General features: G+C 68.5%; 21 protein-coding genes and 1 pseudogene. 8 read left to right on the top strand and 14 right to left on the bottom strand.

Features of this window, described 5'->3' with window-relative positions; translation table 11 throughout:
* Nucleotides 1–783: 783 nt before the first annotated feature.
* Both IE307_RS47720 and IE307_RS14175 read left to right on the top strand, forming a co-directional pair.
* Nucleotides 784–1,294 (top strand): annotated as a pseudogene (locus IE307_RS47720) (hypothetical protein); the annotation flags it as partial.
* A 1,175-nt stretch (nt 1,295–2,469) separates the two neighbouring features.
* Nucleotides 2,470–3,942, top strand: coding sequence for a serine/threonine-protein kinase (locus tag IE307_RS14175; protein ID WP_229904683.1), 1,473 nt, complete (start codon nt 2,470–2,472; stop codon nt 3,940–3,942).
* A gap of 160 nt (nt 3,943–4,102) precedes the next feature.
* Here the strand turns inward: IE307_RS14175 and IE307_RS14170 are convergent, their stop codons facing one another.
* From IE307_RS14170 to IE307_RS14145, 6 genes are all read right to left on the bottom strand, one after another.
* The gene (locus tag IE307_RS14170) at nt 4,103–5,377 is read right to left on the bottom strand and encodes a thymidine phosphorylase (protein ID WP_191298317.1); all 1,275 of its coding nucleotides are present in this window, start codon (nt 5,375–5,377) and stop codon (nt 4,103–4,105) included.
* Nucleotides 5,374–5,763 (bottom strand): cytidine deaminase, encoded by a 390-nt coding sequence (locus IE307_RS14165; protein ID WP_191298316.1) that lies wholly within the window; start codon nt 5,761–5,763, stop codon nt 5,374–5,376. Before IE307_RS14165 ends, IE307_RS14170 begins: the two co-directional genes overlap by 4 nt.
* Nucleotides 5,756–6,997, bottom strand: a complete 1,242-nt coding sequence (locus IE307_RS14160) for an ABC transporter permease (RefSeq protein WP_191298402.1) — start codon at nt 6,995–6,997, stop codon at nt 5,756–5,758. Before IE307_RS14160 ends, IE307_RS14165 begins: the two co-directional genes overlap by 8 nt.
* A gap of 8 nt (nt 6,998–7,005) precedes the next feature.
* A complete protein-coding gene (locus tag IE307_RS14155; protein WP_191298315.1) occupies nt 7,006–8,079 on the bottom strand; it encodes an ABC transporter permease in 1,074 nt (357 codons plus the stop codon).
* Nucleotides 8,079–9,677 carry an ABC transporter ATP-binding protein gene (locus IE307_RS14150; protein WP_191298314.1) on the bottom strand — a complete coding sequence of 533 codons (1,599 nt, stop codon included), beginning with the start codon at nt 9,675–9,677 and terminating at the stop codon, nt 8,079–8,081. Before IE307_RS14150 ends, IE307_RS14155 begins: the two co-directional genes overlap by 1 nt.
* Nucleotides 9,678–9,768: 91 nt before the next feature.
* Nucleotides 9,769–10,902: a BMP family lipoprotein gene (locus tag IE307_RS14145; RefSeq protein ID WP_191298401.1), complete on the bottom strand. Its 1,134-nt coding sequence runs from the start codon at nt 10,900–10,902 to the stop codon at nt 9,769–9,771.
* 553 nt (nt 10,903–11,455) lie between these two features.
* Here IE307_RS14145 and sdhC point away from each other — a divergent pair.
* From sdhC to IE307_RS14125, 4 genes are read left to right on the top strand one after another with little or no spacing between them, the layout of a single operon-like run.
* The gene (gene sdhC / locus IE307_RS14140; RefSeq protein WP_191298313.1) at nt 11,456–11,875 is read left to right on the top strand and encodes a succinate dehydrogenase, cytochrome b556 subunit; all 420 of its coding nucleotides are present in this window, start codon (nt 11,456–11,458) and stop codon (nt 11,873–11,875) included.
* Between the two features lie 3 nt (nt 11,876–11,878).
* A complete protein-coding gene (locus IE307_RS14135; protein ID WP_191298312.1) occupies nt 11,879–12,286 on the top strand; it encodes a succinate dehydrogenase hydrophobic membrane anchor subunit in 408 nt (135 codons plus the stop codon).
* A gap of 22 nt (nt 12,287–12,308) precedes the next feature.
* Nucleotides 12,309–14,063: a succinate dehydrogenase flavoprotein subunit gene (gene sdhA, locus IE307_RS14130; RefSeq protein WP_191298311.1), complete on the top strand. Its 1,755-nt coding sequence runs from the start codon at nt 12,309–12,311 to the stop codon at nt 14,061–14,063.
* Nucleotides 14,063–14,845, top strand: coding sequence for a succinate dehydrogenase iron-sulfur subunit (locus IE307_RS14125; protein ID WP_191298310.1), 783 nt, complete (start codon nt 14,063–14,065; stop codon nt 14,843–14,845). Before sdhA ends, IE307_RS14125 begins: the two co-directional genes overlap by 1 nt.
* Nucleotides 14,846–15,326: 481 nt before the next feature.
* Here IE307_RS14125 and IE307_RS14120 read toward each other — a convergent pair whose 3' ends face one another.
* Nucleotides 15,327–16,241, bottom strand: coding sequence for a hypothetical protein (locus IE307_RS14120; protein ID WP_191298309.1), 915 nt, complete (start codon nt 16,239–16,241; stop codon nt 15,327–15,329).
* 29 nt (nt 16,242–16,270) lie between these two features.
* Entirely contained in the window at nt 16,271–16,492 is a 222-nt protein-coding gene (locus tag IE307_RS14115) for an LPXTG cell wall anchor domain-containing protein (protein ID WP_191298308.1), read from the bottom strand.
* Between IE307_RS14115 and IE307_RS14110 the strand changes: the two genes are divergently transcribed.
* Nucleotides 16,470–16,856, top strand: coding sequence for a hypothetical protein (locus IE307_RS14110; RefSeq protein ID WP_191298307.1), 387 nt, complete (start codon nt 16,470–16,472; stop codon nt 16,854–16,856). The genes IE307_RS14115 and IE307_RS14110 overlap by 23 nt on opposite strands.
* Nucleotides 16,857–16,953: 97 nt before the next feature.
* On the opposite strand, the gene IE307_RS14105 is transcribed toward IE307_RS14110, so the two are convergent.
* Both IE307_RS14105 and IE307_RS14100 read right to left on the bottom strand, forming a co-directional pair.
* Entirely contained in the window at nt 16,954–17,304 is a 351-nt protein-coding gene (locus IE307_RS14105; RefSeq protein WP_191298306.1) for a hypothetical protein, read from the bottom strand.
* Nucleotides 17,305–17,314: 10 nt separating this feature from the next.
* Nucleotides 17,315–17,542: an SCO4848 family membrane protein gene (locus IE307_RS14100; RefSeq protein WP_191298305.1), complete on the bottom strand. Its 228-nt coding sequence runs from the start codon at nt 17,540–17,542 to the stop codon at nt 17,315–17,317.
* A 61-nt stretch (nt 17,543–17,603) separates the two neighbouring features.
* Between IE307_RS14100 and IE307_RS14095 the strand changes: the two genes are divergently transcribed.
* Nucleotides 17,604–18,872 carry a D-alanyl-D-alanine carboxypeptidase family protein gene (locus tag IE307_RS14095; protein WP_191298304.1) on the top strand — a complete coding sequence of 423 codons (1,269 nt, stop codon included), beginning with the start codon at nt 17,604–17,606 and terminating at the stop codon, nt 18,870–18,872.
* Between the two features lie 59 nt (nt 18,873–18,931).
* Here IE307_RS14095 and yhjD read toward each other — a convergent pair whose 3' ends face one another.
* From yhjD to IE307_RS14075, 4 genes are all read right to left on the bottom strand, one after another.
* Entirely contained in the window at nt 18,932–19,918 is a 987-nt protein-coding gene (gene yhjD / locus IE307_RS14090) for an inner membrane protein YhjD (RefSeq protein WP_229904682.1), read from the bottom strand.
* Nucleotides 19,919–19,942: 24 nt separating this feature from the next.
* On the bottom strand, nt 19,943–20,968 hold the full coding sequence (gene trpS, locus IE307_RS14085; RefSeq protein ID WP_191298303.1) for a tryptophan--tRNA ligase: 1,026 nt from the start codon (nt 20,966–20,968) through the stop codon (nt 19,943–19,945).
* A gap of 26 nt (nt 20,969–20,994) precedes the next feature.
* Nucleotides 20,995–21,186: a hypothetical protein gene (locus IE307_RS14080; protein WP_191298302.1), complete on the bottom strand. Its 192-nt coding sequence runs from the start codon at nt 21,184–21,186 to the stop codon at nt 20,995–20,997.
* Between the two features lie 123 nt (nt 21,187–21,309).
* Nucleotides 21,310–23,832, bottom strand: coding sequence for a bifunctional FO biosynthesis protein CofGH (locus IE307_RS14075; RefSeq protein WP_191298301.1), 2,523 nt, complete (start codon nt 23,830–23,832; stop codon nt 21,310–21,312).
* Nucleotides 23,833–23,889 lie beyond the last annotated feature (57 nt).

Here is a 23,889-nt window from a genome sequence, read left to right as displayed (position 1 = left end):
TGCCAACCGCCGCTCGCCCACGCAAAGCAACCACGCACGCAAGCCCGGCGCGCGGTGCCAACCGGATAGCCGACATCGCAAGCCGTCCATGCACGCAGCCTGGCGTGGCGATGCGCAGCGAGCCGTCCGAACTGAAAGCTCCGGGTAGCGGTAGGCCCCGCTCATGGCGATTGGGGCTTGACCTTGAGTGGCGGGGTGCTACCCCTCATCGGGCACGGCCGGGCGCTTTTCAGCCAGGCCTTTCCGGCCGTCAAGCACCCCGCCAGAGGCTCAAGGTCAAGCCCCAATCGCAACCCCGCTCTTCGTCACGACCTGAGGGACCACCCTCGCAACGCGACCAACCCAGGAACGCGACCAACCCCGCTGGAACCGGCGAAACCAACGCAAAGCGGACCCGCACCGAGCCCCCACCACCAGGTGAAACCCCAAGACACGCCGCTTCACCACAGACCGAAATGATCATGCCCCAGCTACGATCATTTGTTCGGTCAACGTCGTTGCAGATCCGTGATCAGCAACTTTCTGCAACCACCACCCTCCTTGAGTCACCCCAAGGTAGGAACATCATCAGCCGCTACCGTCCGCTCCCGACCGGTAACTTGGCGTTCAGAGTAGTCGGGTAGCCTGATCGGGTCAGTAGCTCGTCCGCGCCCGGCCGTTCGACGCCGGGGGTGGTACAGAGGCGTCCCGTGACGCGGATAGGCTCCCGTGGTCTCCCCCTCCCCTGGACGAAGGCACTCAGCCGTGACAGAGAACAACAACTCCACGATGTCCTTCGATCGGATGCGCAACATGCTCACGCGCGCCGCGGAGATCCGTGAGAGCGAGCAGCAGCAGATCTTCGACGCGCTGGACGAGATCCACGCCCGGATGTCGCCTCTGGAGTCGCTGGGTTCGGTTCGCAAGCGCCTGTCGGAGCTGCCGGACCGCACCGAGGTCAGCGTTCTCGCTGAGCGCCTGGACGAGGCCCTCGCCAAGCTGGAGGCCCAGGACACCGCCGTCGCCGGCATCGGTCGCGCGGTCGACGCCCTGGTGGACAAGCTCGCCAAGCCCTTCGCCCAGCTGGACGGCCGTCTCGACGGTGTCGCCGGGCGCTTCGAGGGTGTCGCGGGCCGCATGGACGGTCTCGAGGACAAGCTCTCGAGCATCCACAAGCGCATCGACGACCTCGACGGCCACCTGGACAAGCAGGACGGCAAGGTCGACGCGATCCCGGCCGCGGTGACGAACCCGCTGCGCGAGCGCGTCGAGGCGCTCGAGGCCGCGCTGCGCGGGCGTCTCGACGAGGTCGACGAGGGCGTGCACGAGCACCTCGACGGCACCCGCGAGGCCCTGCAGAAGATCCTCGCCGAGTCGTTCTCGAGCGTCCACGGCCGCGCCGACGAGCAGCGTGACGCCCTCGCCGCTGCCCGCAGCGAGCTGGCCGCCGCCATCGCCGAGAGCCGCGGGGAGCTGGCCGGAGCGATCAACGACAGCCGCGAGAAGCTGGTGTCCACGGTCACCGACCGCCACAACCAGCTGGCCTCGTCGCTCACCGAGACCCGCACCGAGCTGGCCGGCGCCGTGGCGGAGACCCGCGGCGAACTGGCCGGTGTCGTGGCGGAGACCCGCGACTCCCTGGCCGGTTCGCTCAACGAGACGCGCGACTCGCTGGCCGTGTCGCTGAACGAGACCCGCGACTCGCTGGCCGGTTCCCTCAACGAGACCCGCGAGTCGCTCGCCGGTTCGCTCGCCGAGACCCGCACGGAGCTGGCGACGGCCGTCGCCGACACCCGCGAGGTCGTCAACGGCAAGCTCGACGAGGCCCGCACCGCCCTGTACGCGGCGATCGAGCAGTCCCGCGACCAGGTCGACGCCGCCGACCGCCTCGAGTCCCTGGCCCGCCGCCTGGAGCTCGTGACCTCGCAGCTCGACAACATGACCAACCGCCTCGACAAGGTCGAGGACGGCTTCGCCGCCCGGATCTCCGAGCTCGGCGGCTCGGTCGACGCGAGCCTCACCAAGGTCGCCGAGACCGTGGGCGCCCGCCCGGACGCCGACTCGCTGCAGTCCCTGGTCCGCAAGTCGAACCAGGAGTCGGAACTGCGCATCGGCGGCCAGCTGGACGAGGCCATGGCCACCTTCGCCGAGCTCATCCTCGGCGGCGGCTCGCCCACGCCTCCCCCGCCGCCCACCGCCCTGCCGCGCCCGCAGCGCCGCACCCGCAAGAACGGCGGCCCGAAGCCGGCGAACGGCGGCAAGGACGTGGACGACGACGACCTGGCGGCCGAGGGCGCCTGACCGGCCTTCGAACGCTGACCTGACGAACGGCCCCGGAGCTGCTGCTCCGGGGCCGTTCCGCGTCTGCGGGTGAACCTGCGCGGGGCGACACACGTGACCATGACGAGAGCGCTCACACGCACCGTGGTTATGCTCGCGCCAGGTGGGGGTGACCACAAGGGCAGCCGGGGGCGTCCAGAAGGGAAGTCCGTGCAACAGCGACTTGTCGCCAACCGCTACGCACTGCTCGCCGAACTCGGGCGGGGTGCGATGGGCGTCGTGTGGCGCGCTCAGGACCAGGTGCTCGGACGCGCCGTCGCGCTCAAGGAGCTGCACCCGCCGCAGGGCATCGCCGCCGAGGAGCGCAACGTCCTCGAGGAGCGGATGCTCCGCGAGGCGCGCACCGCGGGCCGGCTGAACCACCCCGCCGTGGTCACCGTCTACGACATCGTCCGCGAGAACGATCGCACCTACCTCGCGATGGAGCTCGTCGACGCGCTTGACCTCGCGACCATCGTGCAACGGCACGGGCCGCGCGACTCGACGTGGATGGCGGGCGTCGCGCTGCAGGTGCTGGGTGCCCTGGAGACCGCGCACCAGGCCGGCATCGTCCACCGGGACGTGAAGCCCAGCAACATCATGGTGCGGCCGGACGGGGCCGTGAAGCTCACGGACTTCGGCATCGCGCAGGCGATGGACGACCCACGCCTCACGCACAACGGCGGCATCGTCGGTTCGCCCGCGTACATGTCGCCGGACCGCCTGCACGGCTGGGAGGCCTCGCCGGCGTCCGACCTGTGGGCTCTCGGCGTCACGATGGCGCACGCGGTCGAAGGCGTCAGCCCGTTCGAGCGCACGTCCACCGCGTCCACGTTGCACGCGGTCATGAACGAGCCGCCCGTGCTGCGGCGGGCCTCGCCCGGCCTCGCGGAGGTGATCCGCGGTTTCCTGACCGTCGACCCGACGCGCCGCCTGACCGCGCCCCAGGCCCGGCAGATGCTGACCGCGATCGTCCAGGGCGCCACGCAGGTGTCGCTGCCGCAGAACACCGGCGGCAAGAAGAAGGGCACGGCCGTCAAGGTCGCCGCCGTGGTCATCGGCATCGCCGTGCTCGCGGGTGTGGCGTTCGCCGGCTACCAGGTCTTCAAGCCGGAGGAAACGTCGAACGCCGGGCCGACCACCAGCCAGAACACCGGCGCCAACCAGCCTTCGGAGAACTCCGGGGAGTGGACCGAGGCCTCACAACTGCCCGTCGGCGCCCCGCTGCCGTCGCGGCGCATCGCCACGTTCGGCCGCGGCGGCGACGTGCCCGAGTGGAACCTCTCCGGCACCCAGTGCGCCAAGGACTTCCTCACGCAGGGCTCGCCGGTGCGCCAGGACGTGCCGTGCAACGGTCCGCACGGCATCCAGCTCTTCTCGGCCGCGACCCCGTTGTGGGACAAGCCGAAGGACATCGCCTACCCCGGCACGCAGTGGCTCGCCGACTTCACCAAGAACTACTGCACCGAGCAGTTCAAGGTGATCGAGCCGAAGATCAAGGAGCCGATCGGCTTCACCGGGCTCGTCCCCACGCAGAAGGAGTGGGAGGCGTACAACGACGCCTCCGCGCCGGGCCGCCAGGAGGTCCTGTGCGTGCTGTGGAAGCAGGACAGGTCACCCCTGGCGGGTTCGCTCGTCGGCTAGTGCTGTGACCACGAACCTTTGCCGCGTTTCTCGGCGGTCAGACGGGTGCATCGTGGTGTCGGCCCCACGTCCTCATACTGGACGTATGGGGGCGTGGGGCCGACGCCGCGAGGTGCCCTGCTGAGCGTCGAGAAACACGGTGAAGATCGTGGTCACAGCACTAACCGCGGATGGTGTCGATCACCAGCGGTGAACGCTCCGGCGCGGCGTCGGAGACCTCGTAGGCGCCTTCCAGCGCCTGCAGGGCTCCGGTGACCGCGTCCGGGGTGTCGGTGTGCAGCTCCAGCAACGGTTGCCCGGCCTCCACCACGTCACCCGGCTTGGCCAGGCAGAGCACACCGGCGCCGAACTGCACCGGGTCCTCCTTGCGGGCACGGCCGGCACCGAGCCGCCACGCCGCGACACCCACACCGTAAGCGTCCAAAGTGGACAGCACACCGGACGCAGGCGCTTCCACCACGTGCTTGTGCGAGGCGACGGGAAGATCCGCCTCCGGATCACCGCCCTGGGCCCGGATCATCCGCGCCCACACCTCGAAGGCCTCACCCGAAGCCAGGACGGCAGCCGGGTCGGCGGAAATCCCTGCCAGCGACAGCATTTCGGAGGCCAGCGCCACGGTCAGCTCCACGACGTCGGCAGGTCCGCCGCCGCGCAGCACGTCCACGGATTCAGCCACCTCGACCGCGTTGCCGACAGCGCGTCCCAGCGGCACCGACATGTCGGTCAGCAGGGCCGAGATCCGCACGCCGTGCTCGACACCGATGGCCACCAGGGCCTCGGCCAGCGCACGCGCGGACGTCAGGTCCTTCATGAACGCGCCGGAGCCGACCTTCACGTCCAGCACCAGTGACTCGGCGCCTTCCGCGATCTTCTTCGACATGATCGAGGACGCGATCAGCGGGATCGCCTCGACGGTCCCGGTGACGTCCCGCAACGCGTAGAGCTTGCGGTCGGCCGGGGCAAGTCCTTCGGTGGCAGCGCAAACCACCGCACCGACGGACGACAGCTGGTCGAGGATCTCCGAAGTGGACAGTGCGGCCCGCCACCCGGGGATCGACTCCAGCTTGTCCAGCGTCCCGCCGGTGTGACCGAGACCGCGGCCCGAGAGCTGCGGCACCGCGGCACCGCAGGCGGCGACGAGAGGCGCCAGCGGCAGCGTGATCTTGTCGCCGACACCGCCCGTCGAGTGCTTGTCCACCGTCGGCCGGTCCACGTGCAACGACAACCGCTCGCCGGACGAGATCATCGCCTGTGTCCAGCGCGCGGTCTCCGCCGCCGTCATGCCGTTGAAGAAGATCGCCATCGCCAGCGCGGACATCTGCTCGTCCGCGACGGCGCCGCGCGTGTAGGCGTCGATGACCCAGTCGATCTCCGGGTCCGACAACGCGCGGCCGTCGCGCTTGGCGCGGATGACGTCCACTGCGGAGAAGCTCATGGCAGGTCCTCCGGTCCGAACGCGTCCGGCAGCACCGACGACATCGGCAGCACACCGGACGGCGTGTCCACCAGGCAGTCGCGGCCGCCCAGCTCGTAGAGGACCTGACGGCACCGGCCGCACGGCATCAGCAGCTCACCGGCACCGGACCGGCAGGCGACCGCGACGAACCGGCCGCCACCCGTCAAGAACAGCTGACCGGCCATCGCGCACTCGGCGCACAGACCCACGCCGTACGAGGCGTTCTCGACGTTGCACCCGGTGACGATGCGGCCGTCGTCGCACAGGGCCGCGGATCCGACCTGAAGCCCCGAGTACGGGCAGTAGGCGGACTGCGCCGCCTCCACCGCCCGTGCCCGGAGCAGGTCCCAGTCGACCTCAGCCACGGCGGTACACCAGTCCGTCGGCGGCCGGCATTCGCAACCGTTGCGACGCAACGGCAAGCACGGCCAGCGTCACCATGTGCGGCGCGTACGACACGAACTCGCTGGGGATCTCGTCGAGGCTGATGTACAGCAGGTACATCAGCACGGCCACAACGATCGCCGCCGCCGCCGAGAACCACTTCCGGCGGATGAGCTGCCACACCACGATCACGGCGAGCAGCAGCACGACGCCGTAGACCAGCGCCAGCACCGTCTCGCCGCCCGAGCGCAGCTGCAGGCCGTCGGCGTAACCGAACAGCGCCGCACCACCGAGCAGGCCGCCGGGCCGCCAGTTGCCGAAGATCATCGCGGCGAGGCCGATGTAGCCGCGGCCGCCGGTCTGACCCTCCAGGTAGGACAGCTGACCGGGGTTGAGCACCAGTGCGGCGCCGCCCAGGCCGGCGAGACCACCGGAGACGATCACGGCGACGTACTTGTGGAAGTACACCTTCACGCCCAGCGAGTCCGCGGCGTGCGGGTTCTCGCCGACCGAGCGCAGGCGCAGGCCGAAGCGGGTGCGCCAGAGCAGGTAGTACGACAGCGGCAGCAGCAGGATCGCGATCATCGTCAGCGGCGAGACGCCGGTGACCAGGCCGCGCAGGATGCCCGCGACGTCCGAGATGAACAGGCGCTGACCGGACTCGAGCTCGCCGAGCCAGTCACCGAGGCCCGCCACCGAGAACGTGTCGAACGACTGCACCGGCGGCGACTGCCGCGGGTTGTTCGACAGCGGCAGGAAGATCAGCGTCGAGAGGTACTTCGTCAGACCGGCGCCGAGCAGGTTGATCGCCACACCGGAGACGATGTGGTTGACGCCGAACGTGACCGTCGCGATCGCGTGCAGCAGGCCGCCGAGCGACCCGAACACGACGGCCGCGACGAGAGCGGCCCACGGACCCCACTGGTAGCCGGCCCACGCCGCGCCCCAGGTGCCCATGATCATCATGCCCTCGAGGCCGATGTTGACCACGCCGGCGCGTTCCGCCCACAGGCCGCCGAGACCGGCGAGCAGGATCGGCAGCGCGAGCCGGACCGCCGTCTGGGTCGTGCCCGACGACGTCAGCTGCGGGAAGCCGGTCTGGTACGAGGTGATCGAGAGCAGCGCGATCGCGCCCGCCACACCGAGCATGGCGACGGCCCAGCCGGGCACCTTGCGCTTGCGAGGCGCCGCGGGGACGTGCGGCTTCTCCTCCATCGTCGAGATCACGCGGCACCTCCGACAGTTCCGAGCTCACGGCCGACGCGACGCTGTTCCGAGGCGAGCTCGAAGCGGCGCACCACCTCGTAGGCGACGACGACCGACAGGACGATCGAGCCCTGCATGATGGTGACGATCTCCCTGGGCACGCCGACGTTGTCGAGCGCGAGACCCGACTTGTCGAGGAACGCCCAGAGCAGCGCGCCGAACGCGATGCCACCGGGGTGGTTGCGGCCGAGCAGCGCGATCGCGATGCCCGAGAAGCCGATGCCGGCGGTGAAGTTCAGGCTGAAGGTGTGGTCGCGGCCGAGCAGTTCCGGCAGCGAGATCAGGCCCGCGATGGCGCCCGAGATCAGCATGGAGAGCAGCACCATCTTCTTGGCGCTCACGCCACCGGCCGACGCGGCGGTGGACGACTCGCCCGACGCGCGCAGCTCGAAGCCGAACCGGGTCTTGTTCATCATCACCCAGTAGCCGATGCCCAGGGCGATGGCCACGAACAGGAAGCCGAACATGGTGCCGCTGCCACCGAACGAGATGCCGGGCATCCATCCGCTCTCCGGGATCTCGGCGGTGCGGATGTTGTTGCCCCGCAGCTCACCGAAGACGTCCCGGCGGATCAGGTACGCCGAGAAGCCGATCGCGAGGCCGTTCATCATGATCGTCGAGATGACCTCGTTGACGCCCCGGGTCACCTTGAGGATCGCGGGGATCGCGGCCCAGGCGGCACCGGCCAGGGCGGCCACGATGATGATGACCAGCGTGTGGATGCCGGGAGGCAGCGCGATCGAGCCGCCGACGACCGCGGCGATCACGGCCGCCACGCGGTACTGGCCCTCGACACCGATGTTGAACAGGTTCATCTGGAACCCGATCGCCACCGCGAGCGCCGCGATGTAGTAGATGCCCGTCGAGTTGACGATGTCGACGAGCGTCGTGCCCTTGCCGACCTGCGTCACCATCGCACCGAACGCGCTGAGCGGGTTCGCGCCGGAGATGATGAGCGCGACGCCGCACAACAGCAGTGAGAAGACGATCGCCAACGCGGGCGGCAGGAGTTTGCCGCGCAGGTGTCCCATCAGTTCTCGCCTTCCTCAACCACCGCGGTTCCGTGCGCAGTGCCGGTTTCCTGCACGGAAGCACTCGTCGCGCCCGCACCCGTCATCGCGCTGCCGAGGTCCTCGGGCGTGACGGTGTTCGGGTCGGCGTCGGCCACCAGGCGGCCGCGCAGCATGACCTTGATCGTGTCCGACAGGCCGATCAGCTCGTCCAGGTCGGCGGAGATCAGCAGCACGGCGAGACCGGCGGCGCGGGCGCGCTTGATCTCGTCCCAGATCAGCGCCTGCGCGCCGACGTCCACACCGCGGGTGGGGTGCGAGGCGATCAGCAGCACCGGGTCGCCGGACAGTTCGCGGCCGACGACCAGCTTCTGCTGGTTGCCACCGGAGAGCGCGGCGGCGGGCACGTCGATGCCGGGCGTGCGGACGTCGAAGTCGGCGACGATCCGCTCGGTGTCCTTCTTCGCGCCGTCCGTGTCGAGCCAGATGCCCTTGGACGTCGGCTTGCGGGTCTGGTAGCCGAGGATCCGGTTGTACCAGAGGGGTTGTGTGAGCAGCAGGCCGTGGCGGTGGCGGTCCTCCGGCACGTAGCCGATGCCCGCCTCGCGCCGGGCGAGCGTCCCGAGCTTGGTGATGTCCTGGTCCTGCAACGTGATCGTGCCGCTGCCGGCCTTGCGCATGCCCATGATCGTCTCGACGAGCTCGGTCTGGCCGTTGCCCTCGACACCGGCGATGCCGACGACCTCGCCGGAGCGCACGACCATGTCGACGTCGTCGAGGATCGGCCGCGAGCCGTCCGGCGTCATGAGCTTGAGGCCCTTGACGTCCAGCACGACCGTGTCGGTGACGGTGGACTCGCGGGTCTCCGGGCTGGGGAGCTCGCTGCCGACCATCATCTCGGCGAGCTGCCGGGAGCTGACGGTCTTCGGGTCGGCGCTGCCCACGGTCGTGCCGCGGCGGATCACCGTGACGGAGTCCGCGATCGCGCGGACCTCGTCGAGCTTGTGCGAGATGAACAGGAACGTGTAGCCCTGCTCCTGCATGCCGCGGACGGTGTCGAAGAGCTCGCTGACCTCCTGCGGCACGAGCACGGCGGTGGGCTCGTCGAGGATGATCACCTTGGCGCCGCGGTAGAGCACCTTGAGGATCTCGACGCGCTGGCGGTCAGCGACTCCGAGCTGCTCGACGAGCACGCCGGGGTCGACGTTCAGCCCGGTCCTGCCGGAGAGCTCGATGATGCGCGCGCGGGCCTTCTTGCCGATGCCGTGCAGAGCCTCGGCGCCCAGGACGACGTTCTCCTGGACGGTGAGGTTGTCGGCCAGCATGAAGTGCTGGTGCACCATGCCGATCCCGGCCTTGATGGCGTCGGACGGGGTGCGGAACCGCACCTGCTCGCCGTTCACCTCGATGGTGCCCTCGTCCGGCGGCTGCATGCCGTAGAGGATCTTCATCAGTGTGGACTTGCCCGCGCCGTTCTCACCGCAGAGCGCGTGGACCTCGCCACGGCGGACGGTCAGGTGGACGTCGCTGTTGGCGACCACACCTGGGAATCGCTTGGTGATGCCTGTGAGCACCACCGCGGGGTGTTCGTCCGTCCCAACGGACGTGGAACTGCTCATCGTCGAGTGCTCCTCCTACCACGCACCAGGCCCTGTGAGGTCGAATCCTCACAGGGCCCGGCAACGTGCGAACGACTAGCGAACGGACGGACTACGGCTTGTCCGCGACCTTGATCTTGCCCTCGATGATCTGGGCCTTGTAGCCCTCGAGGATGCCCTGCAGCTTCGCGTCGATCTTGCCACCCGACGTGGAGTAGCCGACACCGTCCACCTTCAGGTCGAAGACCTTCGGCAGACCCGCGAGGTCGTTCTTCGCGACGGCCTTCACGAAGTCGTAGACCGCGACGTCGACGCGCTTGAGCATGGACGACACGATGACGTCCTTGGTGTCGGCGACGGTCGCCTGGTTGTACTGGTCGGAGTCGACGCCGATGGCCAGCACGCCACCCTGCTTGGCGGCCGAGAAGATGCCCTTGCCGGACGCACCGGCGGCCTGGTAGATGACGTCGGCGCCCTTGTCGATCTGGCCCTTCGCGGCTTCCTGACCCTTGGGGGCGTCCTGGAAACCGGTGAAGTCACCGGCCGGGGTGATGTACTTCTTCTCGATCTGGATCTTCGGCGCGGCCGCCTTGGCGCCCTGCGCGTAGCCCGCCTCGAACTTCTGGATCAGCGGGATCTCGACACCGCCGACGAAGCCCACGTGGCACTTCTTGCTCTGGTACGCGGCGATGACGCCGGCCAGGAAGGAGCCCTCCTGCTCGGCGAACAGCAGCGGCGTGACGTTGGCAGCACCCTCGACCGAACCGTCGACCAGGCCGAACTTGACGTTCGGGAACTCGCCGGCGACGAGCTTCATCGACTCGGCGTAGGCGAAGCCGACACCGATGATCGGGCTGAAGCCCTCGGACGCCAACTGGCGCAGACGGGTCTGCTTGGCGGACTCGTCCTCGTTCGGGGCGGCGGACAGCTCGCGCGTGTTCTCCTTCTTCACGCCCATGTCCGCGATGGCCTTGTCGAGACCGGCGGCGGCGGAGTCGTTGAACGACGCGTCGCCACGACCACCGATGTCGTAGGCCAGACCGATCTTCAGCGTGCTCGCGTCCACCTTGTCACCGTTGGCGGCGCTGGTGTTCGAAGTGGCAGGCGCGCTCGGAGCCTCGGCGAACTCGCAGGCGGCACCACTACCGGTGCCCGCGTTGTTGTTCCCGCCACCCGAGTCCTTCGCGCAGGCGGCCATAGTCATCACGCTGGTCAACGCGATCGCGGCGACCGCGACACCACGCATACGACGACGCACGGCTCGTCTCCTCCCTGAGTTTTCCTCCTCAACGACGTTGTTGAGGCCTAGAGGCGGCACCGTACCTCTTAGTAACCAACCCCGTTGCCGTCAGCACCTACAAAGACCCCTATCGGTTACGCATTCGACGCTTTGGCCGCACGAGTGGTGATCACTCGTGTTCGGGGCGTGGCGAATCGTCCCCTTCCGCCTCTTCCTCGCACCGATCTTCGTCCGGTTGGCCCAGTGGCGCACGCCAGGCCCAGCCCCGCGTTGAACCATTCACGGACTCGCAGCCGTGCAGAGGGTGGCGGGCGTGCTCGCCGACAGCGGCGGCCCGGACCATGGCGGAGGTCCGGGCCGCCGTCTTTTTGTGGCGTGGGCCGCATTTCGGGATCGATAAAGACCGCTTGGCCGATCGACAGCGTGTCTCATCGATCACAGAGCGGGTGCGCCTGCTGGGAGTGTTCCAACGTGCGGGACTAGGATTTTCCGGTCATGGTCGGACGAGCAGTGACTTCTTCGCCGACCACACCACCACTGACGTTGGAGGCCGCGGCGCATGACCAGCGCAGGCGCACCCGAGCGCACCACCACCCGAGGGGGTGGGACGCTCTACCGCGGTGATCTGGGCATGTGGTCCTGGGTCGCCCACCGGATCACCGGTGTCCTCACGTTCTTCTTCCTCTTCACCCACGTGCTCGACACCGCCCTCGTCCGGGTGTCCCCGAACGCCTACGACGCGGTGATCGAGACCTACAAGAACCCGATCGTCAACCTCTTCGAGGTCGGTCTGGTCGGCGCGGTGCTCTACCACGCGCTGAACGGCATCAGGGTCATGCTGGTGGACTTCTGGGAGAAGGGCGCCAAGTACCAGCGGGTCATGCTCTGGACCGTGCTGGCCGTCTGGGTCGTCGTGATGATCCCCGGCTTCTACTTCATGATGGAGCGGACGATCTCCGACCTGGTTGGGGGTCACTGAGCCATGTCTCTCGCACTCGACAAGCCCCGTTCGCCGAAGCGCCCCGCGGCCCGCCGCGGCAACGGCGAGCTCTACAGCTGGCTGTTCATGCGCCTCTCCGGCCTGCTGCTCGTGGTCCTGGTCCTGGGCCACCTGTTCATCATGAACATCCTCGACGGCGGCGTGCACAAGATCAACTTCGGTTTCGTCGCCGGCCGCTGGGCGTCCCCGTTCTGGCAGTTCTGGGACCTCGCGATGCTCTGGCTCGCGCAGATCCACGGCGGCAACGGCGTGCGGACTGTCATCAACGACTACGCCCGCAAGGACTCCACCCGGTTCTGGTTGAAGATGCTGCTCTACGTGTCGATGGTCCTGATCATCGCGCTCGGCACGTTCGTGATCTTCACCTTCGACCCGAACATCTCGAACTGACCCGCGCGGGGAGCCCACCACAATGCAGTTCCACAAGTACGACGTGATCATCATCGGCGCTGGTGGTGCCGGAATGCGCGCGGCGATCGAGTCCGGCCAGCGCGCCCGCACCGCGGTGCTCACCAAGCTCTACCCCACGCGTTCGCACACCGGCGCGGCACAGGGCGGCATGTGCGCCGCCCTCGCCAACGTCGAGGAGGACAACTGGGAGTGGCACACCTTCGACACGATCAAGGGCGGCGACTACCTGGTCGACCAGGACGCCGCCGAGATCATGGCGAAGGAGGCGATCGACGCCGTTCTCGACCTCGAGAAGATGGGCCTGCCGTTCAACCGCACGCCCGAGGGCAAGATCGACCAGCGCCGGTTCGGCGGCCACACGCGCAACCACGGTGAAGCCGCCGTGCGCCGCGCCTGCTACGCCGCGGACCGCACCGGCCACATGATCCTGCAGACGCTCTACCAGAACTGCGTCAAGCACGGCATCGAGTTCTTCAACGAGTTCTACGTGCTCGACATCTGCCTGACCGAGACGGAGAACGGCCCGGTCTGCACCGGCGCCGTCGCCTACGAGCTCGCGACCGGCGAGATCCACGTCTTCCAGGCCAAGTCCGTCGTGTTCGCCACGGGTGGTTTCGGCAAGGTCTTCAAGACCACGTCGAACGCCCACACGCTGACCGGCGACGGCATGGGCATCGTCTTCCGCAAGGGCCTGCCCCTGGAGGACATGGAGTTCTACCAGTTCCACCCGACCGGCCTCGCCGGTCTCGGCATCCTGCTGACCGAGGGTGCCCGCGGTGAGGGCGCGATCCTGCGCAACGCCTCGGGCGAGCGGTTCATGGAGCGCTACGCCCCGACCATCAAGGACCTGGCGCCGCGCGACATCGTCGCCCGGTCCATGGCGTTGGAGGTCCTGGAAGGCCGCGGCGCCGGTCCGAACAAGGACTACGTGCTGCTGGACTGCACGCACCTCGGTGCCGAGGTCCTCGAGACGAAGCTGCCGGACATCACGGAGTTCGCCCGCACGTACCTCGCGGTCGACCCGGTCGTCGAGCCCGTCCCGGTGTACCCGACCGCGCACTACGCGATGGGCGGCATCCCGACGAACATCCACGGCGAAGTGCTGCGGGACAACGACAACGTCGTTCCCGGCCTCTACGCCGCGGGTGAGTGCGCCTGCGTGTCCGTGCACGGCGCGAACCGCCTCGGCACGAACTCGCTGCTGGACATCAACGTCTTCGGCCGCCGCGCCGGCATCGCCGCCGCGGAGTACGCGAACTCCCGCGAGTCCCACGTCGACCTGCCGGAGAACCCGGCCGCGTCCGTCGAGGCCCAGGTCGCGCTGGCGTTGTCGGAGCACGGCCAGGAGCGCGTGGCGGACATCCGCACCGAGCTGCAGGCCACCATGGACGCCAACGCGTCCGTGTACCGCACCGAGGACACGCTGAAGACGGCTCTGCACGACGTCCAGACCCTGAAGGAGCGCTACGCGCACATCTCGGTCCAGGACAAGGGCAAGCGCTTCAACACTGATTTGTTGGAGGCCGTCGAACTCGGGTTCCTGCTCGAGCTCGCCGAGGTGCTCGTCCACGGCGCGCTGGCGCGCAAGGAGTCCCGCGGCGGCCACGCCCGCGAGGACTACCCGAACCGCGACGACACGAACTTCATGCGCCACAGCATGTTCTACAAGCAGGGCGACGGTCTCTCGGCGGACATCCGCATGGACTACAAGCCCGTGACCTTTACCCGGTACAAGCCGATGGAGCGCAAGTACTGATGACCGCCACCGCTGAAACTACTGCTGGCTCGCGCGGCGCCCAGCCGCCGGTTCCGGACGGCGCTGTCACGGTCACCGTCAAGATCCGCCGGTTCAACCCGGAGTTCGACGACGAGCCGCGCTGGGACTCGTTCGACATCCCCGCGCTCCCGTCGGACCGCGTGCTGAACCTGCTGCACCACATCAAGTGGTACGTGGACGGGACGCTCACGTTCCGGCGTTCTTGTGCGCACGGCATCTGTGGTTCGGACGCCATGCGGATCAACGGGGTGAACCGGCTTGCCTGCAAGGTCCTGCTGAAGGACCTGCTGCAGAAGGGCGACAAGCAGACCACGATCACCATCGAGCCCATCAAGGGTTTGCCGGTGCACAAGGACCTGCTCGTTGACATGGAGCCGTTCTTCGAGGCTTTCCGGGCTGTTAAGCCTTATCTCGTCACGTATGGGAATGAGCCGACTCGGGAGCGGATTCAGTCCGTTGCTGATCGGGAGCGGTTCGACGACACGACGAAGTGCATTCTTTGTGCGTGTTGCACTACTTCTTGTCCGGTTTACTGGACTGAGGGGTCGTACTTTGGGCCTGCGGCGATCGTGAATGCGCACCGGTTCATCTTCGACTCCCGGGATGAGGGTGCTGAGGAGCGGTTGGACATCCTCAACGACATCGATGGTGTGTGGCGGTGTCGGACGACCTTCAACTGCACCGACGCGTGTCCGCGTGGGATTCAGGTTACGAAGGCGATTCAGGAAGTGAAGCGGGCGCTGTTGTTCAAGCGCGTGTGAGGCTTTGATTGGTGAGGCGCCGCGTTCCCGGTGGGGGCGCGGCGTTTTGCTGTTCGCGGGTCGGTTTGCGTTGGTTTGTTGCGGTTCCAGCGGGGTTGGTCGCGTTGCTGGGGGTTGGTTGCGTTGCGTTGGTGGTTGCGCAGGTCGTGACGAATCAAAGGCTGGCGATTGGGGCTTGACCTTGAGCCTCCGGCGGGGCGCTGAGACGGCCGGAAAAGCCGGGCTGAAAAGCGCCCGGCCGTGCCCGATCAGGGGTAGCACCCCGCCCCTCAAGGTCAAGCCCCAATCGCCATGAGCGGGGTGCACCGCTGCCCAGTCGGCAGCAGGTTCGGACGGCTCGCTGCGCGTCGCCCCTGCTTGGCGGTTCCGATCTGTTGCCTCGCACGGCTCGCTTCGCTTCGCGGCTGGTGGGGGCCTCGCCTTCGGCATCGCTGTTCGCATGCGAAAGCCCCTCTGGTGTGCGGGAGCCTTGGCGTTGCCGTCAGGTCACCTCCACGACATGCACCGGAGGCCGGGGTCTTGCCGCAGCCGCTTTGTGTGCTGCCTTGAGTTCGCGGGCCACTACCTCCGGCTGGTCTCGTAGGCGGGTTGGCAGGGTTTGGACCACGAGGATTCCTGCGGCGGCGTAGCGGGTGTTGCGGGTGAGGGTGCGTTCGTAGTCGCGGGGGCCGTAGTGGAAGGCGCGTGAGTCGATCTCCCAGGCCAGGCCCACGTTGTCGTACCAGGCATCTGGTCTGGCGATGATCACGCCGTTGGCGTCGGCGATCGTCGCGTTCCAGTGCGGGGTGGTGAGGCGGATCTTGCGGGAGAGGCGGCGGGCGTCTCGTTCGGCGACCGATTCCGCTCTGCCCAGGTCGCGGAGGACGTCACGCGCGAGCTTGGTGCCGTAGCGGTTGGTGCGGGCCTCGGCACGCAACTCATCTGGCGTGCAGCGGCGTCGTTGGATGGCTGCGGCGATGAGGGCCGTGGCCTCGTCGGTTGTGCGGAGGAAGCGGCAGGCGTCGACCACGGCTCGGGCTGCGGACACCACCGGGAAGCCGCCCACGTCTGCGGACGGGGGCATCGGTGAGGCGCGTTCGAGGATCAGGGAGCCGCTGCCTCGTGCCGAGCCGGGTACGAGGAGGTGGATTTCCTGGCCTCTGGCCGGGAGGCCGTGGCGGCGGCAGGCTTCGGCGCCGGTGACGGCGGCTCCTGGGCCCGCTCGCAGGAGGGCTGCGGTGAGGTGTTGGTCCGGGGTGGGCGGGCCGTTGTGCAGCAGCACGACGCCTGGGTGCATGCGCTGCCACGGCCCGCCCGGGGTGCACCTTCGCCACGGGTCGGAGACGCCCAGGGACTTCAGGGCGGTGGTGCTGATGACGCCGAGATCGCTGCGTTCGCGCAGGTGTTCGATTCGCACGTCACCAGTGTGACGAAGACCACCGACAGTCAGCGGCGGGTGAGTCGCCTTGCCCGGTCGAGGAGGAGCAGGGCCGTGCCGCCCACGAGGAGGAGCACGCCGAGCAGCAGCATCCACGTGGTGGTGGCGCCGGTGTTGGCCAGGCGGTTGTCCTGGTGGACCGGGGGGCCGGCGATCGGCTTGGTGGTGGTCGCCGGGGGCGTCGTGTGCGGGGTGGTGGTGTTCGACGTGCTGGTGGTGGTCGTCGTCACCGGGGGTGTCGTCGTGGTGGAGCGCGTTGTCGTCGTCGAGGACGGCGGCGTGGTCGTGGACGAGGTCGTCGACGATGTGGTGGTCGTCGTCGACGGAGTCGTCGTGGTGGTGGACGAGGTCGTCGTCGAGGACGTTGTCGTCGTGGTGGTGGTCGGCTGGGTCGTGGTGGTCGTCGCCGAGGTGGTCGTGGACGACGTCGGAGGCTCTTCGCCTCGCGGCGACGGCGCGCGCCATCCCGGCTGTTCCTTCGGGCACCACGCAGCGGCGCACACCTGGCCATCCCCGGAGGCCGAGGCCTCCGGGGCGGCACCGTGCAGTGAGACCAGCGTCAACACTGCCCCGGCGGCGAGCACACCGATATAGGCGATACGTGACATGGCTTGGATGGTGTCCCGCAGGTACAACACACCGCGCGAAAAGCGCGCCCACGTCACCCGCCGGTGAGGGCTACATCCCCCGATCAGGTCCAGAAGACCGCCACGCCGATGTTCAGCACGACCAGCGACGCGGCCGTGGGCAGCAGCCAGGACGGGGCCTTCGGCTTGTTGACGTTGATCGCGACGACGGCGGCGATGGCCACGACGACCAGCAGCTTCACGCCGATCTTGATGTGGTCGTACTTCACGGAGTCGACCAGCGGGTCGATGCCCACGAGCGCGATGCCGGTCAGCAGCTGCAGAGCGGCGCCGTGCAGCCAGCCCTTGTTGACCGGCGCGTCCTTGCCGGCCTTGGCCTGCAACATGATCATCGCGACGAGCATGCCCATGCCGAGCAGGTGCAGGAACACCAGCAAGAGGCGTACGAACTCCACAGCGTTTTCCTTATCGACGTCGAGTGGCCAGGAATCCCCGCACGCCCAGCACGCCGATGGCGGTGCCGAAGACGAGCGAGGCGATCACGAGCACCAGGTGCACGGTGAAGAACGCGGTAGGTCCGTCGCTGAACGAACGGGGGTCCTTCCAGATGTTCTTCAGGAACGTGGGCCAGATCACCCACGACCACACTCCGAAAGCCACCAGGAAGAGTGACATCGGGCGCGAGAGCTTCACGCCGACCAGTATCGGACGTGGTGCGTGCAGGCGTCTGAACGGGGGTGGATAGCCTGAACGTGTGCCCTTCCCAAAACGGCTCATCGTCGCCCTGGTCCTAGCAACGGCCACCGCCGCGTTCGCCGCACCGACCGGAACCGCACAACAGGCCGCCGGCTCGGCGCAGTGCGCCAACCGCGAGACCCCGCCGCCACCGGTGGACACGTCCGAGCAGCCTGCGCCCGGTCAGAAGGCGCCGACGCCGCTCGAGGTGCCGGAGACCCCGATCGGTGGTGACCGGCTGGGCGAGTGCGGCCTGATCCTGCCGCCGAACTCGGGCCAGCCCCCCAGTGGCATCACTGCAGCCTCTTGGCTGCTCGCGGACATCGACAGCGGTGCTGTCATCGCCGCGTACGACCCGCACGGCCGTCAGCGCCCCGCGAGCATCATGAAGGTGCTCCTCGCGATGGTCGTCGCCAAGGAACTGCGGGGCGACCTGGTCGTCACCGCCAGCGCCGAGGACATCGCGCAGGAGTGCACCTGCGTCGGCCTGCGCGACGGTGGCCAGTACACCGTGCGCCAGCTGATGCACGGCCTCTTGCTCACCTCGGGCAACGACGTGGCGCACACGCTGGCCCGCCAGCTCGGTGGCGTGCCGAACGCCCTGCGCAAGATGAACGCGATGGCCAAGGAGCTCGGCGCCCTCGACACCCGCGCCGTGACCCCTTCGGGCCTCGACGCCCCCGGCACCAGCACCTCGGCCTACGACGTGGCCCTGATCTTCCGCGGCGCGATGAAGTACGACGAGTTCGCGCAGGCCATCAAGCTGCCGCAGTCGCAGTTCCCGGGCCGCAACGGCGGCACGATCATGCTGCAGAACGACAACCGGCTGCTCGCGAACTACCAGGGCGCGCTCGGCGGCAAGACCGGCTTCACCGACGACTCGCAGCACACCTACGTGGGCGCGGCGGAGCGCAACGGCCGTCGTCTCGTCGTGGTGCTGCTCCGCGGCCAGCAGACGCCCACGCGCATCGACGCCCAGGCGGGCAGGCTGCTCGACTACGGCTTCGCGATGGGCCCCGGCGGTGTCGGCAAGCTCGTCGACGGCGCACCGCAGCCGAAGCAGAACGTCGTCCCGACGCAGAGCAGCAACGACAACCAGGGCAGCGCGGCGCCCACCGACCCGCAGACCGGCCGTCCGACGCCGACCGCGTTCGGCACCGTCGGCCTGCCGATCACGGCGGTCGCGGGCCTCGGCCTGCTGGCCGGCCTGGTGCTCTTCATCCGCAGCAAGCGCGCCAAGGCGGCCAGGGCACGCCGTCAGGCCGCGCAGGCGTCACAGGGCGTCTGAGGCACCGAAGACGACGGCCCCAGCGCACACGCGCTGGGGCCGTTCTCGTTCTCGAGGACCTACTTGCGGCGCCACCGGAACCCGAGCAGCGCTCCGGCGACCGCTCCGGCCCCCAGCATCACCGACGGCCTGGGCCCCTGCCGCACGGAGACGACGGGCTGGATCACCGCGGGCGGCGGTGCCTTCACGACCTCGGGTTCGAGGTTCTCGCGCGCGGTCGCCGTCCAGGCCGTGATGAAGAGGATGAACTGCGCGACCAGGTTCGCGAACACCAGCACACCGATCACGGAGCCGAACGCGGCCGAGGTCGGCGACTTGGTCGTGAACGACAGGAAGATCGTCGCGGTCTGCTTCAGGATCTCGAACCCGACCGCGCCGGCGAACGCGCCCTTGATCGCGCTGCGCCAGCCGACGGGCTTGCGCGGCAGTCGCGAGAGCACCCACAGGAACACGAGCCAGTTCGCGAGCAGCGACAGGACGATCGTGCCGATGCGCAGCAGGACGTGCGCCCACCCGGCGTTCTCGAGCCCCATCCACCGCAGGATCAGTTCAGCGAACCCCGTGCCCACCGCCGTGATGCCGAACGACAGCACGATCGCGAGGCCCAGGCCGAGCAACGAGAGCAGGTCGCGCCACAGCGTGCCGAGGAACGGCAGCTCCCCCTTCGCCTGACCCCACTGCGCGGTCAGGGCGTCGCGGAGGTTGCTCATCCAGCCGAGGCCGGAGTAGGCGGCACCGAGCAGACCGATGATGCCGACGGTGCCCTTGGACTCCAGTGCGGTGTCCACGGCCTCGTTGATCTGGGTGCGCAGGTTCTCGTCCGGCACGGCCTCCGCGATGCTGCCCCGCAGCGACGCCAGCAGGTCGGGCTGCGACTGCAGCACGAAACCGGCGACCGCGAACCCGATCATCAGGATCGGCACCAGGGAGAGCACGCTGAAGTACGTGACCGCAGCGGCGTGCTGTGTTCCGTACCTTTGGTCGAATCGCTCGTACGCACGCATGATGTGGTCCAGCCACGCGTACTTCTGCCGCCACTTGTCCACGCATAAGACGCTAATGCACTTGCCTTACTCAGGCAGAACAAAGCCGATCTTCTCGTACGTGCGGCGCAACGTGCCGGAAGCGACCTCACGGGCCCGTTCGGCGCCGCGGGCCAGGATCTTGTCCAGCGAGGCCACGTCGTCGAGGTACGTCTTCACGCGCTCCTGCACCGGCGTGACCCACTCGGTGAAGACCTCGCCGAGGTCCTTCTTCAGGTCGCCGTAGCCCTTGCCGTCGTAGTCGGAGACCAGCGACTCGACCGTGCGGTCCGTCAACGCGGAGTAGATCGTCAGCAGGTTCGAGACGCCCGGCTTGTTCTCGACGTCGAAGATGATCTCGCGGCCCGTGTCGGTGACGGCGGAGCGGATCTTCTTGGCCGAGCGCTTCGGGTCCTCGAGCAGCTCGACGACACCGCCGGGCACCGACTTGCTCATCTTCGCCGTCGGTTCCTGCAGGTCGAAGATCTTGGCCGTGTCCTTGACGATGTACGCCTCCGGCAGGCGGAAGGCCTTGCCGTAGCGCGAGTTGAAGCGCGTCGCGAGGTCGCGGGTCAGCTCCAGGTGCTGGCGCTGGTCCTCGCCGACCGGCACGTAGTGCGCCTGGTACAGCAGGATGTCCGCGGCCTGCAGGATCGGGTACGTGAACAGGCCGACGCCGACGGACTGCTCCTGGCGTGCGGACTTGTCCTTGAACTGCGTCATGCGCGACGCCTCGCCGAAGCCGGTCAGGCACTGCATGACCCAGCCGAGCTGGGCGTGCTCCGGAACGTGCGACTGCACGAACAGCGTCGACCGGTCCGGGTCGATGCCCAGCGCGAGCAGCTGAGCGGCCGAGACGCGCGTGTTCTGGCGCAGGGTCTTCGGGTCCTGCTCCACGGTGATCGCGTGCAGGTCGACGACGCAGTAGAACGCGTCGTGCGCCTCCTGCAGCGCCACCCACTGCCGCACCGCACCCAGGTAGTTGCCGAGGTGGAACGACCCGGCCGTCGGCTGGATGCCGGACAGGACGCGGGGGCGCTTTACGGGCTCTGCAGGCGCGTTCTCCGTGGACACGGCCAAATCTTCTCAGACCGGGTGGATCAGTTCTGCGCGGTGTCCTGCGGGAGGAGGTCGATGCGCTGGTTCGCCGCCACGACCGGGGCCGGCTTGCGCCGCTTGACCAGGCCGTACACCAGACCACCCACACCCGCCGCCACCGCGATCAGACCCACGGGACCAGCAGCGGTGCCGGTCATGCTGCTCTCGACCGCCGCGCTCACAACCAGACTCATGCCCTGCACTTGCCGAGCCTCCCCATGGCACAGATCCACCCCGGAACGGGTGAACCTCGCTGACTGATTGGCCGCCAAGCTACCGATGGCCGGTAGCGTCTGTGCGCCGATTCAGACTATCGGTCACTGATGATCGGTTCGCACTCGCCCATATGTCGTAGTTCGCTGACGCGCGTTACGCCCCGCTAGTGAAGCCAGGGTTTCAAGCTCACTCACAGTGCGCGCCGAGCCGTGTTCGGACCCTGCCATGCGGCTGATGGTCTCCTCCATCAACGTGCCGCCGATGTCGTTCGCACCGCCGTTGAGGATCTCCGCGGTGCCCTCGTCGCCGAGCTTGACCCACGAGCACTGGATGTTGTCGACGCGGCCGTGCAGCGCCAGCCGTGCGAACGCGTGCACGGCGCGGTTGTCGCGGCGGCTGGGGCCGGGACGGGCGACTCCCGCCAGGTAGATGGGGGCGTTGCGGTGCACGAACGGCAGCGCGACGAACTCGGTGAGCCCGCCGGTGCGGTCCTGGAGGTCCGCGAGCACCCGGAAGTGCGTGAGCCAGTGCCCGGGGTGGTCGACGTGGCCGTACATCATCGTGCTCGACGAGCGAATGCCCAGCTCGTGAGCGGTGCCGACGACGTCGAGCCAGGTCGCGGTCGGCAGCTTGCCCTTGGTCAGCACCCAGCGGACGTCGTCGTCGAGGATCTCGGCCGCGGTGCCGGGAATCGTGTCGAGGCCGGCTTCCTTCAGTTCCGTGAGCCACTCACGGATGCTCACGCCCGCCTTCGCCGCGGCGGAGACGATCTCCATCGGGCTGAACGCGTGCACGTGCATCCCGGGGATGCGCTTCTTGATCGCGCGCACGACGTCGGCGTAGTAGGTCACCGGCAGCTTCGGGTCGATGCCGCCCTGCATGCAGACCTCGGTGGCGCCGTCGTCCCACGCCTCCTGCGCGCGGTCGGCGACCTCCTCGGCGGACAGCCGGAACGCGTCCGCGTCGCGCTCGCGCTGGGCGAAGGCGCAGAAGCGGCAGCCGACGTAGCAGACGTTCGAGAAGTTGATGTTGCGGTTGACCACGTACGTGACGTCGTCGCCGACCACTTCGCGCCTGAGGTCGTCGGCGAGGCGGACCATCTCCTCCAGCGCGTCGCCGTCGGCCGTCAGCAACGCCATCGCGGCGTCGGTGTCGCCGAGCAACGCCGCCGGGTCGTTCGCCGCGATCTTCAGTCCACGTTGGACGTCTTCGGAAAGTCGTTGCGGCGCAACGGGGATCTTCAGCTCGTCCCAGTCGCCGTAGACCTCGTCGAAGTCGCCGCGCCGGTCGCTCGTGCGGCCTTCGGTGTCGATCGCGGTGTGGAGGTCGGCGCGCCCGAACGTGTCGAGCCCCCCGTCGGGCTCCTGCCACTCGCGGCCGGCCACCTCCACGTCCGGGTTCGCGAGGCCGTTCTCCAGTGCCAGCGCGGAAACGTGCGCGGTGAGCCTGGTGTCGATCCACTGCCCCGCCGCCGCGCGGACGTAGCGCGGGTAGACGTTCAGCCTCTCCTGCAAGGAGAAACCGGCCTGCTTCGTGATCTCCACGAGCTGGTCCACCTGGGGCCACGGCTTCTCGGGGTTCACGTGGTCGGGGGTGATCGGCGAGACGCCGCCCCAGTCGTCGACGCCCGCACGCAGCATGAGGTCGAACTCGCCGCCGACGAGGTTCGGCGGCGCCTGCACGCTCACGGTCGACGGCATCACCAGACGTGCCACGGCGATCGTGGCCGCGAGCTCGGTCAGGTCGGCGTCGGGCATGCCGCGCATCGCCGTGTCCGGCTTGGCGCGGAAGTTCTGGATGATGACTTCCTGGATGTGCCCGTACTGCTTCGCGATTTGACGCATCGCGAGCAACGACTCGGCGCGCTCGCTGATGGTCTCGCCGATGCCGATGAGGATTCCGGTGGTGAACGGGACGTTCACGCGGCCGGCGTCGGTGAGCACCCTCAGGCGGACAGCGGGATCCTTGTCGGGGCTGCCGTAGTGCGGGCCGCCCTTCTCGCTCCACAACCGTTCGGCCGTGGTCTCGAGCATCATGCCCATGCTGGACGCGACGGGCCGCAGCCGCGTCAGCTCCTCCCAGCTCAGCACGCCGGGGTTGAGGTGCGGCAGCAGGCCGGTCTCCTCCAGCACCGCGATGGCACTGGCCCGCACGTAGTCCAAAGTGGACTCGTAACCGCGCGCGTCCAGCCACTCCTTCGCGGCGGGCCAGCGGTCCTCCGGCCGGTCGCCGAGCGTGAAGAGCGCTTCCTTGCAGCCCTGCGCGGCTCCCGCTCGCGCGATCTCCAGCACCTCGTCGCGTTCGAGGAACGCCGCGGGCAGCTTGTGCGGCACGGTCGCGAACGTGCAGTAATGACACCGGTCGCGGCACAGCCTCGTCAGCGGGATGAACACCGACCGGCTGTACGTGACGATCCCGGCACGCCCCTCGGCGAGCAGGTGCGCGTCCCGCACCTTGCCCGCCGCGGTGAGCAGCGCGTCCAGGTCGTCCTCGCGCGCGTGCAGCAGAACGGCGGCCTCGGTCGCGTCGAGCACAGCACCGTCAGCGGCCCGGCGCAGCGCACGCCGCATGGCCGCCGCACTCGGACGGGACTGCGGTGGGATTAGCGAGATGTCCACTGCCACGTAAACGACCTTAGGCCGCCGAAATTCCTGATCAGTTGTGACGGGCTGTGGGACATC

Source organism: Lentzea cavernae (genome assembly GCF_014653695.1).
Lineage (GTDB): Bacteria > Actinomycetota > Actinomycetes > Mycobacteriales > Pseudonocardiaceae > Lentzea > Lentzea cavernae.
This window is presented reverse-complemented; position numbering and strand designations above follow the sequence as displayed.